Consider the following 14,091-nt stretch of genomic DNA (forward strand, 5'->3'; position numbering starts at 1 on the left):
CTAAAGGCTCGCTAAGAAAATGCAACGGTTACACCCTTGTGAGTGACACTAAAAATCTACTGTTGCGAAAAACTAACTTCAAATGAGCGAGTTCTTTGATTTCTTGAAACACAAGTACGCCTATGTTGCTGTGGGCGAATTCAAGCCGGGCTGTTTTGGCGAAGCCCGCCAGCTTTACGAAAAAGCAGTTTCTACTTATCGCAAGGGCTTTAAGGGAGCCTATCTGCTACAGGAACCCGGCACAGAAAAGGGCATTGCCGTTATCCTTTGGGACAGCATCGAGGACATGGACGAGCACAAGAACGAAATCTATAACCAAACGCTGGCTAAAATCGCTCACCTCTATGCCGCACCACCTGTCACTTCGTTTTATGAAGTCTGTAGTGAAATTGGCCTGCCGGGTGAAATCAAATCGGCTGAGGCAATTGGCAGCTGAAGCAGTTGGCCGCTAAACTCTGGCTTGATTTTCTGGCGGTTTGCCACTTCTGACTGTTTGATAAACAACCCTTTAGAATCTTAAAAGCAGATTTGTCAGTACAGCGTTTAGAAGTTATGGCGAAACATACCCAGGCCCATATGTCCCGAACGGTGCCCAAGAGTCAGTCGGAGTTTACTAAGCAGCGCACCCGTAGCCAGATGGAGTACTACATGGGGGCAAAGCTGATTGAGGTGGGCGTTAACCCCAAGTCGGCTATCTACCGCTGGGCCACCGAGGACAAGGGCAGCAATGAGGTCTGGACCTACAGTGCCTACTGGGGTGATTCGCGCGAAAAAATCGAAGCGGAAGAATCATTGACCTAACGAGTCAGCGCCACCATAAAAAAGCCGTCCATATTATGCAGATGGGGCCAAACCTGCACCCAACCCTGCTCAGTAACCCAGGGAGCAACGGGTGAATCGGCAGGTGGCGCTTGAATGTGCCAGTCAGGGTGCTGCTGTAAAAACTGCTCCACTACGCCCTCGTTTTCTTCGGGATTGAGGGTGCAGGTGGCGTATACCATCGTGGCTTCGGGTTTGGCCCAGCGGGCGGCTTCTTCTAACAGCGCTCGCTGTAGCGTCACCAGTTCGTGGGCTGTTTCGGGACTTTGCCGCCAGCGAGCATCGGCATGGCGGTGCAGGGTGCCCAGGCCCGAGCAAGGAGCATCGATCAGCACTCGGTCGGCCTGCCCATGAAACTTGGGTAGGTCGCGGCTGTCGCCGGTGTAGGTCTTTAGGCTATTGAGCTGGAGGCGGGCACTGTTGGTCTTGATTTTTTTAAGGCGGGAGGTGGTGCGATCGCAAGCCCATACCGTTCCCTGGTCGCCCATGAGTTCAGCCAAGTGGGTCGCTTTGCCGCCCGGTGCAGCACAGGCATCGACAATGACTTCTCCCGGCTGTGGGTTGACCAGATAGGCCACTAGCTGAGCGCTGGCATCCTGCACGCTCCACCAGCCCTCAGCATAGCCAGGCAGCGCCGTGACAGACCCAGCTGGGTTGGTTAGGCGCAGCGCATCTGGCAGCGGGTTCAGCCGCTCCGTTTGAACTCCGGCAGCGGCGAAAGCGGCTTCTACATCTTCTAAGGCAATTTGGCAGCGGTTCACCCGCAGATCGATGTGGGGCGACTGGTTAAACCAGCGGCAGAGGTCTTCAGTAGCTTCTAGGCCCAGCCGCTCATACCAGAGCCGCACGATCCAATCAGGATAGCTGTGCCGCACGGCCACGGCAGCCACCGGATCGGAAGGCAGCCAGAGGGGATCTTGAGGGGTGTCGGATTCTCCTTTTTGCAGGCGCAAATACTGTCGTAAAATGCCGTTGACGACGCCAGACAGACGACTCAAGCTGCCCGCCTTGACCAGGTCGACGCTGGTGTTGACTGCTGCTGAGGGCGGCACGGTGCTCAGATAGCGCAGCTGATATAGCCCCAAATGCAGAATCGCCCGGATCTCGGCCGGTTGCTGGTGAGCCTTCTTTTTGCCGAGCTGGTCAATCAGCGTATCGAGCGTGCGCTGACGGCGCACGCTGCCATAGACCAGTTCGGTGACAAAAGCTCGATCTAGATCGCCGAGCGGCACTTGAGCCAGGGACCGGTGGAGCGCCACATCTGCGTAAGCCCCTTTATGCACCGCCAGCAATACCTCATAGGCCAGTTGCCGGGCAGATGGTTTGGGTGGGGTGGGTAGAACCAACAAACCTCTCCTCAGAATCGTCTAAAAACACAAAAAACTCGGGGGATAACTGTTGAGCAGTTTCCCCCGAGTTAAAGAGCAAATCGAAATTACTTATCGCTTCGAGCGCCGTCGGGGTTGCTCCTGGTCGCGTTTACGACGGCGACGGTCTCGCCACTCGGCAGCCGTCAAGTAGACGATGCCTCCGGTCACCACCACCATTAGCGCCAGTGCCAGAACCGCCAGAATGCTATAGGCTTGTGCCTCTAATGGGGCTTCCATTGTTGTGCTAATCTCTTGCGCTCAGGATTAGAAGCCGTTGCGGCCCCAAACAACCATTGACAGGGAAAAGGTGAAGACCACCAGCATAGAAACCCAACCTAGCGAAAGAATGTCCATATCTGTCAGCAATCAGTAGGTGTTAAACAGCTTTTTTCCATCATACGGTAAAGCCTTACCCATACGGAGCCGCTGTAGGCTAGAAAGTTGCGGCTGGAGCTGCGGCTTCGATGTGGGTTGCGATCGCACCTAAAAACTCCTGCTCCAGATAGGGTTTAGTGAAGTAGGCAGTTGCCCCTAGCTGCATTGCCAGCCAGCGGTGCTTGTCATTGCTGCGCGAAGTTAGCATCACTGTTGGAATTTCAGTCAGTACCGGGTTTTGGCGGCGCTGCGTGAGAAATTCAAAGCCGTTCATGTTAGGCATTTCAATGTCGCAAACCACCAGTCGCACCCAGGGATTTTGCTCCAGCTGCTCTAGCGCTTCCTGTCCATCTCTAGCCTGCAAGACCCGATATCCGGCCCGTTCTAAAGACAGGGTAAGAATGCGCCGGGATGTCACCGCATCGTCTACTACCAGAACCGTGTTGGCCTGATTGATGCGGATGACGGGCTGTTCCTGAGGGGCTGCTGTCTGCAGCACTATTGTCTCTAGGGCCTCGGTGACCGTGGCAGCCGGGCGCTCAGCCAATTCCCGGTTAACCAGCGTATCGAGAAAAGCCCGACCATCAATCACCGGAATCAGGCTGCCGTCTCCCAAGACAGTGCAGCCGTAGGCATAGCTGGGCGGTGTCAACGCCGAACCAAAGGGTTTAATCACCGACTCTTGCTCCGTCACCAGCCGCTCAACCTGCAGGGCAAACGCCTGATCACCGCGCTTGAGAATCAGCATTGGCGCTTCCCAATCAGCAGGCGAGGGCACCGCTGCCAGCACTTGGCTAACCGGCCTCTCCGGAATCGGGCAGGCGTAGGACAGCAAATCAGACAAACGGTAAGCCGGAATGTCCTGTTCCTGCCAACGCAGCTTCTGCTGCTGCCCCTCCCAGCTCAGCTGCTCTGGTCGAGGAATGAGAATTTCTGTAATGTTGTCGCTTCGCAAGGCTACCGGAGTTGAGCCAACAAAGCACACAAGCAGGTTTACTATGCTCAGCGTTAGCGGCAACGTCAGGGTAAAGGTAGTGCCTTGGCCAGGGGTCGACTGCAGGGCCACTGTTCCCTGCAGCAGCTCTAGCTGTTCCCGCACGACATCTAGACCAACGCCACGACCAGAGAGGTCGCTGACCTCCGAGGCGGTCGAGAAGCCCGGTTGGAAGATAAATTCGCTCAGCTGGTTAGGGGGAGTAGCCGCTGCTGCTGCCGCCTCCAACCAGCCCAACTCCACGACCTGCTGACGAATGCGCTCTAGATCCAGCCCCTGCCCATCGTCGCGCACCTCAATGACAATCCGGCGGCCCTGATAAGACGCTTGAATATCAATTCGTCCCGTTTCAGGCTTGCCCTGTTGCCGCCGCAGATCGGGGGCTTCTAAACCGTGGTCAAAGCCATTTCTCAGCAGATGCAGCAGCGGGTCATAGAGCTTTTCCAGCACAGCCCGGTCTACCAGCAGGTCAGTTCCCTGCAGCACCAGTTCGGCAGGCTTATGGTAGGTGTTCGACAGGTCTCGCAAAATTCGGGGAAACTGGTTGAGCACTTCCCCCACAGGCACCATGCGCGCCCACATCAGCTCATCTTGAATCTGCGAGAGCATTTTGCGGTGCTGCCGCAACATCTGGTCAGACTGGCGGTTGAATAAAAAGAGGTCTTCTATGCCTTCCTCTAACTGCAGCATCTCCTCTAGCAGGGTCTGAGTCTGGGTGTAGAGAATAGTGTAGGAGTCCATCTCCAGGGAGTCGAAACTGGCCTGGCGCAGAGTATCGACCGCCATCATCGGAGGCTTGCTGGCATGGCCATTTGCGGCTGGTGTGCTGCGCCGCTCAGGGGCGATCAGCATTTGGTCGGATAGGGTCTGCAGCTGCTCTACGGTAGATCGCAGGCGATCAAAACGGCTCATCAACTCCCGCAGCCCCAGACGCAGCTGATCGTTCTGCAACGCTAGACCATTGCGGTTGATTGTCAGCTCACCCAGCGTATTGTCCATCCGGGCCAGCCGCTCCGTATCCACCCGGACGGTGAGGCTAACGGCGGCTCGGCGCTGGGGTTGGGGCTCACTGCGAATAGGAACAGGGGCAACCTGGGCAGCGGGTTTAAGGCCCTGCTCCAATGCTCCCTCAGTTGCCTCCTTAGTGTTTCCCCTAGTGTTTACCTGCACTGCCAGTGGTGCGGCCTTGTCACTGCTCAATGGAGTGATCTGGGGGTCTGGTTCTCCCGGCTGGGGCCAATCCTCTGGCGGCTCCAACAGCTCTGCCGCCAGCCCAGAGAAGATTTCTTCGATCTCAGCTGCCTCGAACTCTGGGAAAAGCAGTTCGGTAGTACTTTCGGCGTCTGTTTTAGAATCAGACTCCAGGGCCAGGGCCTCCAGCTCAAAGCTAGGGAACAGCTGAGTCACACTAGCAGCCGCTAGTGCTTCATCACTAGAAGTATCTACAAAAGGATCAACAGGAGCATTCTGGGCAGTGACCTCCTGAGCAGCGACCTCCACATCCTCAGGCAAGAATAAATCGCCCACAGAAGCATCTGTGCTGCCCAGTAGGGCAACCAGATCAATCACGTCTACCGCCTCTAAGCCAGTGCGGATAGGATCTGCCAGCGCCATCAGCGCAGCTGATGGCGAGCCTCCCTCGCTTACCTTGCCCGCCAAAACTTCCTCCCGACCGGCGCGAAAGTCCTCCCAGGCCAGGGCCGCGATTTCTAGCGCCTGATCAGGGTTGTGCTCTAGCGCCTGCAGGGCAGTTTGGGCAATGTGAGCAAACCCAGGCAGGCTGAGCAGCTCCGCGAATCCAATGAAGACTTCGGCCTGGGCCCGGAGTTCTCCAGCAACTTCATAGCTAGCGGGACTGTCCAGGATTGCTTTGAGATGGTCTAGCCCTTGGCCCACGTCAATGTCGAAGATTGACAGGGCCATGTTGATGCCCAAATCGGTAGAGCTAGGGATGTAGTTCTCAGTTTCGGTAATAGCCTGCTGAAACCGAGTCTCTAATTCCGCCAAAACTGGATCGGCGGTAGCCAGAGCCTGTTGAGCATCAAAGTAGCCTTGGGTTAGCTGCTCAGTCAGGGGTAGCCGCAGGCAGTCAAACGCCCTCAACAGCTGGCTCTCCAACTCGCTGTCGAGCACCAAGCTGTCGCTATAAAGGGCTTTGAAGAGGGTCTCTAGCCGGTGAGCAATGGCCTTGATGGCATCCAACCCCACACTGGCGGCTCCCCCTTTCAGCGAGTGTGCGGCCCGCATAATCTGGTGAACCTCCGCCGTATTCCGCTCTTGGCGCAGAGTAAGCAGCCCGGTTTCAATGGTTTGCAATAACTCCGGGGCTTCTTCAACGAAGAACCGATAGGCCTGGTCACGGATATCAGAGTTACTTGCCATAGGGATTTGGTTTGAAAGCGGTTTGGGAGGGGGGACGCAGGAAGGTGGGAGAGGGTGGGGAGGCTTGTGTTGGGTGGGTCTGGAGGATAAGGAGAGGGGCTTTGAGCCTTTTTAGAAGACCCGCCCTTCCTGCCTTCTGCCTTCCTCTTCGGTTAGCTCACCTTGAATCGAGCCACTTCACTCTCCAGGGTCTGGGCTACGGCGCGAAGTTGCTCGAAGGATTGAGAGACTTCGTTGGCGGCGGTGGAGTTGTCGGTTGCGATCGCAGCCACCGTGTTCATCACCTCCGTCACGTTTTCAGAGGCTTGGGACTGGGTGACAGTGGCTTGGGCAATTGATTCCACCAGTTCGCTGATCTGGCGGCTGACTGCAGTGATTTGGTTGAGGTTTTGGCGGGTTTCGTCTACCAGCTGAGTACCGGCCACTACCTGCTCCGTACCGGCCTCCATGGCGGTTACCACTGCATTCGTCTCGGACTGGATGCTGGCCACCAGCTTTTCAATTTCGGTAGTGGCTTCCGCCGACTGCCGGGCCAGTTCTCGAACTTCTTCAGCAACGACTGCAAAGCCTTTGCCGTCTTCTCCAGCGCGGGAGGCTTCGATAGAGGCGTTGAGTGCCAGCATGTTGGTCTGGGCAGCAAAGCCACTAATCAGGTTGACGACGTTGGAGATTTTTTGGGAAGACTCGCCCAGGCGCTTCACCTTTTTGGTGGTTTCGGCCACCGTCTCTCGGATGGCCATAAAACCTTGCACTGTACGGTTCATGGCCTCGTCCCCGGCCTCTACCGTTTCAGCGGCCTGCTGCACCGCCATTTCAGCTTTTTCAGCGTTGGTTGAGACTAGGCGCACTGAGTTGGCCATGTCCTGAACCCGCTCAAGGGCTGCCAAGATTTCTGCGGCTTGCTGTGCCGCAGAATCTGATAGCGATCGCACCGAGGTCTGGTTGGTATCGGTTGTCTCCGACACCTGTCGAGCTGCCTCCTGCACTTGGCCTACAATCTTTCGCAGGCTGCTAATAGTAGCGTTGTAAGAGTCAGCTACCGTACCAATTTCATCTTCTGTCACCTTGGCTCGCACGGTCAGGTCGCCCTGGCTCACCGGGTCAACGTCCATCAAGAGCTGTAAAGCATTGCGCTGCAGCCCTTCCCTAATCTGTCGCTGCTCCTCAGCCAAGAATCGGGTTTGCTCCAGCAGGTTTACCCGGTCGATTACCAGACCTACCTGCAGACCGATCTGCTTGAGGAAGTCGATTTCAGCCGGTTGCCAGGCGTGTATTCCTTTGCAGTGGTGGGTAATCAGCAGGCCAAAGAGTCGCCCCTGGCTCAGTACTGGCACGCCTAGAATAGATTTGACCTTCAGGTTGTGCAGAAGCGCCTTGTGTTCGGGGTGAAACTTAGCATTAACGACATCTTTTTCGACCAGCATGCCCTCCGACAGGTACTTCTCCAGAGTTTCTCGGGGAATACAGGGATCGCCCAACTGCTGCTCATAGGCGCTAGGTAGAGCAGCCTCTACCGACTCGGCTACAATCGCACCACTCCAGTCTGAATTAAACTGATAGACCACCATCCGGTCAGTTTGAAGAATCTCACGGGCTTCTTCAACAACTCGGCTGTAGAGGGACGGCAGCTCCTCTGTAGATAACACCTTGGAACCTGTAATTTCTGCCGCTAGGGTCGCTCGGCGCGCATTTAAGGTCTGTTCCCGCAGTGAGGCCTTTACCCGAAAGACCAGGTCATTAAAAGTTTCAGCCAGCGTCCGAGTCTCAATCGAGCCCTGAGGTTCAGCCTTAACGTCCAGATTTCCCCCAGACACCTGCCTAGCTTTGATAGAAAGTTCATTCAATGGGGCCGACAGCCGCTGTGACAGCGCAACCGTCAAAGCCGCCGCCATACCTCCCAACGCCAGCGCCAGCAGACCCAAAACAACCAGGTTTCCCTGTCCGGTAGCTCGAATTTCAGAAATATTCATGGAGGCCACAGTTACCCAGTCCAGCTGCGGCACAGTGGAAAGGACATATCGCTTGCCCTGATAGACAAAGGCAGCAATGAGTGTCTCTTCTGCATCTTCACCATTACGCCCAACTCGAGTAGAGGAAATCTCCAGATTTCGCACTGGAAAATCTGAGCGCAACTGTCTCTGAAGATCTTCGTTACTGAGCTGCTCCTGGGCTGTTTTAGCCCCTACCAGCTGCACAGCGATATCTTTCACGACATCTTCACCGTTAAGAGTGAGAGATCTGGGAGTCAAGGCAATCTCTTCGCCCTGTGCACTAAAATTAACCAACACGTAGTTAGCGCTGGTGTCGAGCAGCTGCACCTGCTGCGATCCTTGGATACCAGCATTGGCCAGGTAGTCATTGAGTTGCTCAAATTTAAGGGCGGTTACGAAGAGCTTGGTCACCCCCAGGAACTTGCCGTTGTTGGGATCTAAAATCGCACGGCTGAGGTTAAAGCCTACGCTAAACGTCACCTCATCGTAGCTTGGATCGCCCATCCAAATAGTTTGTTCTTTCGCCTGATTCCACCAGTCCTCATCTTTTTGCACAAAGTCAGAAGGGAAGCTACTGTAGGCAACGTTTAAGCCATTAGCTTCAGCTACGATAATCTCGGCCACGTTCTGGGTGCCAGCGGCCCTAGCAAGATATTTATTGAGCGCAGCATTGGGCTCAATCTGCTTGTTAAGAATAAACTGGCGTTCTAGATCCTCTATGGCAGCCTGATCCAGCTTGTCTGCCGCCGCTATTCTGCTTCCTTGGCGCACCTTCTCCAAAATCACTGGATTCTCTGAAAAGAGCTGGGCGGCTCTAAATTCATCAACAATAGTTTGGCTCACAGTTTCACTGGCCAATAGCGCTTGACCTTGAAGGGCTGTGGCCACCTCTGCCCGAGTACGACTCTGAGTCAGCACATAAGTTATCAAGCCTTGGCTAGCTAGAGGAATAAGAGCTAGAGGTAATACTGTAAACAAAAGCTGCTGCCTCAGGTTGCGACCCCGCCGGGAGCTAACCTTCAGCCCAGTCAAATAAGAAGCTATGGAAGCAGGGCTTGAAGACTGCGGTATTCCCGTCAAACTTACATCTTGATCTGTAAGAGAGGATTTAGGAAAGGGAGGCACTTGGGTCATAGCGAGAACCTATAGCATCTAAACAGGTGAACAAAAGTAGCCGCTGGTGACTCAACGACTGCAAGTTATTAGTGAGTACTGCTGAACAACAAATTCAGGAGGATGGGCTCACGGCTCTAAATGGGCTGCTGCTCTTAAAATTGCAGTGCTATCGAGAATCAGGTGGTTTGCTCCGGTGCCTGCCTGCCATACTCCACTCAAAAAGGGCATCAGACCAGGTTCAGCAAATCCCGTCGGCAGGGGTTGAATAGCCTCTGAAGGAGACGACACCATCCCTTCGACTCGATTGACAATAAGCCCTAAAGTAGGCCGATTATCTTTGGCCCACTTCTCTGCGGAGCGCGGAGCTTTAATCACAACGGCTGTGTGTTTGGTCATTGAATTGTCCTGCTCGTACCAGGGGGGCAACCCCAAAAAATGATTGAGATCCATCATCCATAAAACTTCCCCCCGGCAGTTGTAGACGCCCATGACCCAGGGAGCCATTTGGAACATAGGCACTACCTGGTCAATCGAGATTTTTATAATCTCAACTAGAGTTTTCACTGGCAGCAGAAAAGACAGATCTCCATCTAGATAAATCTGCAGAAACTGTTCTTCTGAAGAAGACGCCTCAAGCTCCTCTAGAGAAGCTTCAGACAGTACCGTAGCCACTTCTTCCAGGATCATTTAACTGCTCCTCTATTCTTTTTTCTTGACCAGGTTATTAACGATTTGGGTCAGCTCTTCTTGATTAATAGGCTTAGCCAAATAAGCATCTGCTCCCTGCTTCATACCCCAAAATTTGTCCATTTCAGTGCCTTTGGTAGAGCACATAATGACAGGAACTTTTCGAGTTGTCTCAGCATCTTTAAGCTCTCGACAAATCTCGAATCCGCTCCGATCTGGCAAGACCACATCTAAAATAATGACGTCAAACTGGTGGCTTTTAATTTGGTCAAATGCCTCTTCTGCGCTTTTGGCGGTTAATACAGTGATGCCGCAGTTTTCTAAGCATAGCGACAAGACTTCTTTATCAGTCAAGCTGTCTTCAACAATCAGAGCTGTTCCCATGTCTCACCTTTTTTGTAAATATGAAAAACTTAGTAGATTTAGTCCAAAGCAGATCTGATGGCTCGCAGCAGTATTTGCAAATAGGCCTCTTTGAGACAACGGCTAGCTGAGCATTTTGTAGCGCTACACCATCGCTATCTGCCCCAGATACTTTTGAATAACGCTTAGAATAACAACAGGCTCCATTGGCTTACTGAGAAAATCTGTTGCCCCCAATAGGCGAGCCCGCACTTGATCGACCAGGCCATCGTTGCCACTCAAGATAATGATCGGCGTTTCCTTAAATAAAGAGATCTTTCTCAACTGACTACAGATTTCATAGCCATTAGTATCGGGCATTACCAGGTCAAGAAAGATCAGGCTGGGCCTCTTGATTAACAACATTTTGATTGCTCTAGTCGCCTCCGTAATAGAAATAAATTCATAGCCTGCAGATTTAATCACCTGCCCTACAGACTGACAAATCATAGGACTGTCATCAATACAGGCAATTAGCGGGGCAGATTTGCTGGAGGGATTACGCTTCACTTCTGTCCCGCCTGGAACAGAAGGATGGTCAGGAATCTTAATCAGCTCTAGCCAGCCCGCTTCTAGATAGGGTTTTAGCGCCTGGGTAAACTGTAAAATCTCTCGTTTTGTCTTAGTTGCAAGGTCACGCAGGCTCTGTTTCCCATCTAGCAACACAGTTAGCCCTCGATATGCTTGGGGTGATACAGCCGCTTGCATCGCTTCGGGGTTGACAATAATAGGTGCGAAGGAGGGAGAATAGCTCTCCAGACCTGAGCCGGACCAGTCTTGCCAGAGAGTTTTAACAGTCTCAACTACCGTCTCTTCAGGAATAGCAAACCTAGTATTTTCAAGCGAAGGATCTTCTGTTTTGTAAAGCTCATGCCTAACGGTGTCTACTTGAACTACGTCAAATAGAATTTCACTGATAATTTGGCGTATAAACTTGGCATGGTCCGCTGCAGCAAATCTTTCCTGCTCTACCCAGCTAGACAGCAGACTATATTCCTGTAGTGCCGCATAAATCAGCTCTGGCGTCTCTGCAGTATCAGCCGTCAATACATTCAACTCATGGCATAAAGGCGCGTATTGAGGCTGAAGATAGCGGTAGCGCCGTCGCCGAGGATGTAAACCTCCCGCTGCATATAAGATGTCACCAGAGCTAAGCAAAAACACCCACTGCTGGCCTCTAGGTGACGACCAGATGAGTTGACCACTAAAACGCAGCCGACTGAGAACCTTCAATAGCTGTAGGCGGTTAGTTCTTGAGAGACTTTTGAGATGGTGATAGGTTTGAGTGTTGTCTAATTTCATGTCTATGCATTGCAGTCAAGAGTCTCGAAACAACCAAATGATTTTTAGGTAGAGGAATATCTGTCCTAAGCCAATCTATTTGTAGAGCGAGAGCCTCAGCAGAATTGTGAGGAATCGGAAGGGAAATGCCTACCTCGAATATCGAAACTCAATCTGCTGAGCCACCGCTAATGTTACGGCCGTCAATTAAGGCAGCAGCAAAAAAGGTATCTAAAAGAACTCTATCGGCGATAGCAGTGTCTTCTAGTTAGAGCAAGCCAACTGACTCCAATGAACGTACGACTTGGTAGGAGCAGCTTGATTTTGGTTAAAAGATAGGGCAATAAACGGTAGAGGTGCTTATTCGTTGGCCAGAGCTGATTGATTTATTAATTACTGTAATACTCTCAGCTACAGCCTGTTTCACCAAGGAAACACCCTTAAACTTTGAAGGGAATTTATTTTCAGTAAAGCAATATCAAGAGAATGTTTGTTTTTGCTTTCTTTTCAGGTTTTGTAATTTCGGCAATTTTAGCTTTTCAGAACTGACTAACTGAGGGGTCAGACCCCTCAGGGGATGTGTTGCAAGGAGTCGGTAAATGGCAGCGGAAAGTTCATTCAGCCCAGCAGAACGTTTGGAATCGCTAAAGGCAGCAGTACTCACGGGCTTTAATGCCGGAGTTGTAGCGGCCCTACTGCTAGTCGCTCACCGGACCCAGAGCTTAGGTTGGGCTGCCGCCTTTGCTTCGACCACTGCAGCTGGATTAAGTGGTTGGGGATTTTGGGTCGGGGTTGCCATCTCAGCTTTTTCCGGCAGCCTCTTTGGTTTGACCTACCGGTATGCCGTCCGCCGAGATTCAAACCCCCAGCTTAAATTGGGGGTGGTGCTGGCCTTTGTGCTGGTCAGGGGGTTAGCTCAGGTAGATATTGGCTCAGCTCTAGCCCAGCGGGGGTGGCCCTTTTTAGCAGCCCTGACCGAAAGTCTGCTGCTGTTTGCTACTGCCGGAATTTTGTTGGACCTGGCTTTGCAAAATCACTGGATTAAGCCCTTTGGCAGTGATTAAAGAGCCAAGACGGTTTTCCGCCCACCGATGTGCCCAAATGAGTCGGTAAAATCAGAGTAAATAGTGCGATGGATATCAGCTCCATGATCCCAACCGTTATTGAACAGTCTGGCCGTGGCGAACGTGCCTTTGACATCTACTCTCGCCTACTGCGGGAGCGCATCATTTTCCTGGGCCAGGAAGTAACCTCCGATTCGGCCAACCTGATCGTTGCTCAAATGCTCTTTCTGGAAGCTGAAGATCCTGAGAAAGATATCTATCTCTATATCAACTCCCCTGGGGGCTCGGTGACAGCTGGTTTGGGTATTTACGACACCATGAACCATATCCGTCCTGATGTCTCCACTATCTGTGTGGGTCTTGCGGCCAGTATGGGGGCTTTTCTGCTGACAGCTGGCAAAAAGGGTAAGCGTATGAGCCTGCCCAACTCGCGGATTATGATCCACCAACCCCTTGGCGGTGCTCAGGGACAGGCCACTGACATCGAAATTCAGGCCAAGGAAATTTTGTACCTGAAGCAAAGGCTCAACGAGGCTCTAGCTGCTAATACCGGGCAGCCTTTGGAGAAGATTGCCTATGACACCGAACGGGACTTCTTCCTGTCTCCCCAAGAGGCGATGGAGTATGGCCTGGTGGATCAGGTGATTGATCGGCAGTCGGTGGGTAGCCGCCCTCTGCCCATAGGCTAGGTACGGGCTTGTCCCGCAGATTAGCGTTCTATGGGAGACGGTTGAGTCTCTAGGAACAGCAGAAATTCTAGCAGTTCCTGATCAGTGAGATCGTGGCGCGACCGCTTCCCGTAGGTCCTTTCTAAAAATTCACGCCCCTGCCCTACAGTCCACCCTAATCGCCGCAGTTCTACATCTGTTTGAGCGATGATATCTGAAAGATCAACCGGACTAGCAGTACCTATATGCTGTCCTGCGGTAGGTTCATTTGGGGTCGGCCTATCTGGCGGTGGGGGCGGGGCGGGTTTAGGCTGAGTGAGGGGTTCTGGCTCAAGCTCTGAAGTTGGAGCGGAACTACTTGCCCAAGGTGCTGTTTCTGTCATCGACAACAGAGGGAGAGCAGCTTTTTCTGGCAAGGGCAATGGGGGCACTTCGACCGGATCTGGGGTCAGGGTTGGGGTTGGGGCTGTCCATGGCGGCTGTAGCTCAGTTCCCCCGTTAGCCTCGATGAGCCCAGGCGCTGGGAAGGGAGTAGCTGAACTAGAAACAGCTGGTTCAAGGCTGAGTTCGACAGAGTCTGCTTCTGGGCTTGAATTCGGCAAACTCAGGCACTGTAAGGTCCGTAGGCAGGCCCTGTCTTCTGCGGTTTCTAGGACAGGGTCGGCGGCCATTGCGCTGGCTAGCAGTGCTCCCTCAACCCAAACCTGGGCTCTGACAACATACTGATTGTCATGGATCGCTAGCAGATCCGTTCTCAGGCAGGCGGTTGGGTATTGGCGGCGAAACTCGTCAAGTTGGGGAATGGGCACGGGCCGTTTTGACCTTCTGCGGGCTAGAGACTATCCGATCTATTCTAAGGACACGGGGCAATCGCGATGCTGATTCATACCTGGTTCATGGCATCGGTTTGAATAACCCTTTAAGATATTTAGCCGTTAGAGA

The 14,091-nt window shown here is 53.0% G+C and carries 13 protein-coding genes; 4 read left to right on the forward strand and 9 right to left on the reverse strand.

The genetic code is table 11. The annotated features are described in order from the left end of the window. Positions 1-82 precede the first annotated feature (82 nt). Complete coding sequence (locus tag H6G13_RS09230) at positions 83-436, forward strand: antibiotic biosynthesis monooxygenase (protein ID WP_190482820.1); 354 nt, start codon at positions 83-85, stop codon at positions 434-436. A 116-nt stretch (positions 437-552) separates the two neighbouring features. Then, the gene (locus tag H6G13_RS09235; RefSeq protein ID WP_190482821.1) at positions 553-801 is read left to right on the forward strand and encodes a hypothetical protein; all 249 of its coding nucleotides are present in this window, start codon (positions 553-555) and stop codon (positions 799-801) included. Here the strand turns inward: H6G13_RS09235 and H6G13_RS09240 are convergent. The 8 genes from H6G13_RS09240 to H6G13_RS09275 form a co-directional block, all read right to left on the reverse strand. After that, positions 798-2,168: a 16S rRNA (cytosine(967)-C(5))-methyltransferase gene (locus tag H6G13_RS09240; RefSeq protein ID WP_190482822.1), complete on the reverse strand. Its 1,371-nt coding sequence runs from the start codon at positions 2,166-2,168 to the stop codon at positions 798-800. The genes H6G13_RS09235 and H6G13_RS09240 overlap by 4 nt on opposite strands. A gap of 90 nt (positions 2,169-2,258) precedes the next feature. Further along, on the reverse strand, positions 2,259-2,426 hold the full coding sequence (locus tag H6G13_RS09245; protein WP_190482823.1) for a hypothetical protein: 168 nt from the start codon (positions 2,424-2,426) through the stop codon (positions 2,259-2,261). 27 nt (positions 2,427-2,453) lie between these two features. Then, entirely contained in the window at positions 2,454-2,543 is a 90-nt protein-coding gene (petN, locus tag H6G13_RS09250; RefSeq protein WP_190482824.1) for a cytochrome b6-f complex subunit PetN, read from the reverse strand. 79 nt (positions 2,544-2,622) lie between these two features. Further along, positions 2,623-5,940, reverse strand: a complete 3,318-nt coding sequence (locus H6G13_RS09255) for a hybrid sensor histidine kinase/response regulator (RefSeq protein WP_190482825.1) — start codon at positions 5,938-5,940, stop codon at positions 2,623-2,625. A gap of 152 nt (positions 5,941-6,092) precedes the next feature. Beyond that, on the reverse strand, positions 6,093-8,849 hold the full coding sequence (locus H6G13_RS09260; RefSeq protein ID WP_190482826.1) for a methyl-accepting chemotaxis protein: 2,757 nt from the start codon (positions 8,847-8,849) through the stop codon (positions 6,093-6,095). A gap of 324 nt (positions 8,850-9,173) precedes the next feature. Beyond that, the gene (locus tag H6G13_RS09265; protein WP_190482827.1) at positions 9,174-9,734 is read right to left on the reverse strand and encodes a chemotaxis protein CheW; all 561 of its coding nucleotides are present in this window, start codon (positions 9,732-9,734) and stop codon (positions 9,174-9,176) included. Positions 9,735-9,746: 12 nt separating this feature from the next. Continuing rightward, positions 9,747-10,118 carry a response regulator gene (locus tag H6G13_RS09270; protein ID WP_190482828.1) on the reverse strand — a complete coding sequence of 124 codons (372 nt, stop codon included), beginning with the start codon at positions 10,116-10,118 and terminating at the stop codon, positions 9,747-9,749. A gap of 123 nt (positions 10,119-10,241) precedes the next feature. Continuing rightward, positions 10,242-11,438, reverse strand: a complete 1,197-nt coding sequence (locus H6G13_RS09275) for a response regulator (RefSeq protein ID WP_190482829.1) — start codon at positions 11,436-11,438, stop codon at positions 10,242-10,244. Between the two features lie 578 nt (positions 11,439-12,016). Between H6G13_RS09275 and H6G13_RS09280 the strand changes: the two genes are divergently transcribed. Then, positions 12,017-12,481, forward strand: a complete 465-nt coding sequence (locus H6G13_RS09280) for a hypothetical protein (protein WP_190482830.1) — start codon at positions 12,017-12,019, stop codon at positions 12,479-12,481. Positions 12,482-12,564: 83 nt separating this feature from the next. Then, positions 12,565-13,170 (forward strand): ATP-dependent Clp endopeptidase proteolytic subunit ClpP, encoded by a 606-nt coding sequence (clpP, locus tag H6G13_RS09285; RefSeq protein ID WP_190482963.1) that lies wholly within the window; start codon positions 12,565-12,567, stop codon positions 13,168-13,170. A 20-nt stretch (positions 13,171-13,190) separates the two neighbouring features. On the opposite strand, the gene H6G13_RS09290 is transcribed toward clpP, so the two are convergent. Continuing rightward, positions 13,191-13,958, reverse strand: coding sequence for a hypothetical protein (locus H6G13_RS09290; protein ID WP_190482831.1), 768 nt, complete (start codon positions 13,956-13,958; stop codon positions 13,191-13,193). Positions 13,959-14,091 lie beyond the last annotated feature (133 nt).

Origin of the sequence: Pseudanabaena sp. FACHB-2040, assembly GCF_014696715.1 — a bacterium.
Taxonomy (GTDB): Bacteria; Cyanobacteriota; Cyanobacteriia; order Phormidesmidales; family Phormidesmidaceae; genus JACVSF01.

Excerpts from the sequence above, each read along its gene's own strand:
- H6G13_RS09230 (WP_190482820.1), top strand. The coding sequence starts at position 83 with ATGAGCGAGTTCTTTGATTTCTTGAAACACAAGTACGCCTATGTTGCT.
- H6G13_RS09235 (WP_190482821.1), top strand. The coding sequence starts at position 553 with ATGGCGAAACATACCCAGGCCCATATGTCCCGAACGGTGCCCAAGAGT.
- H6G13_RS09245 (WP_190482823.1), bottom strand. The coding sequence starts at position 2,426 with ATGGAAGCCCCATTAGAGGCACAAGCCTATAGCATTCTGGCGGTTCTG.
- petN (WP_190482824.1), bottom strand. The coding sequence starts at position 2,543 with ATGGACATTCTTTCGCTAGGTTGGGTTTCTATGCTGGTGGTCTTCACC.
- H6G13_RS09255 (WP_190482825.1), bottom strand. The coding sequence starts at position 5,940 with ATGGCAAGTAACTCTGATATCCGTGACCAGGCCTATCGGTTCTTCGTT.
- H6G13_RS09265 (WP_190482827.1), bottom strand. The coding sequence starts at position 9,734 with ATGATCCTGGAAGAAGTGGCTACGGTACTGTCTGAAGCTTCTCTAGAG.
- H6G13_RS09270 (WP_190482828.1), bottom strand. The coding sequence starts at position 10,118 with ATGGGAACAGCTCTGATTGTTGAAGACAGCTTGACTGATAAAGAAGTC.
- H6G13_RS09275 (WP_190482829.1), bottom strand. The coding sequence starts at position 11,438 with ATGAAATTAGACAACACTCAAACCTATCACCATCTCAAAAGTCTCTCA.
- H6G13_RS09280 (WP_190482830.1), top strand. The coding sequence starts at position 12,017 with ATGGCAGCGGAAAGTTCATTCAGCCCAGCAGAACGTTTGGAATCGCTA.
- clpP (WP_190482963.1), top strand. The coding sequence starts at position 12,565 with ATGATCCCAACCGTTATTGAACAGTCTGGCCGTGGCGAACGTGCCTTT.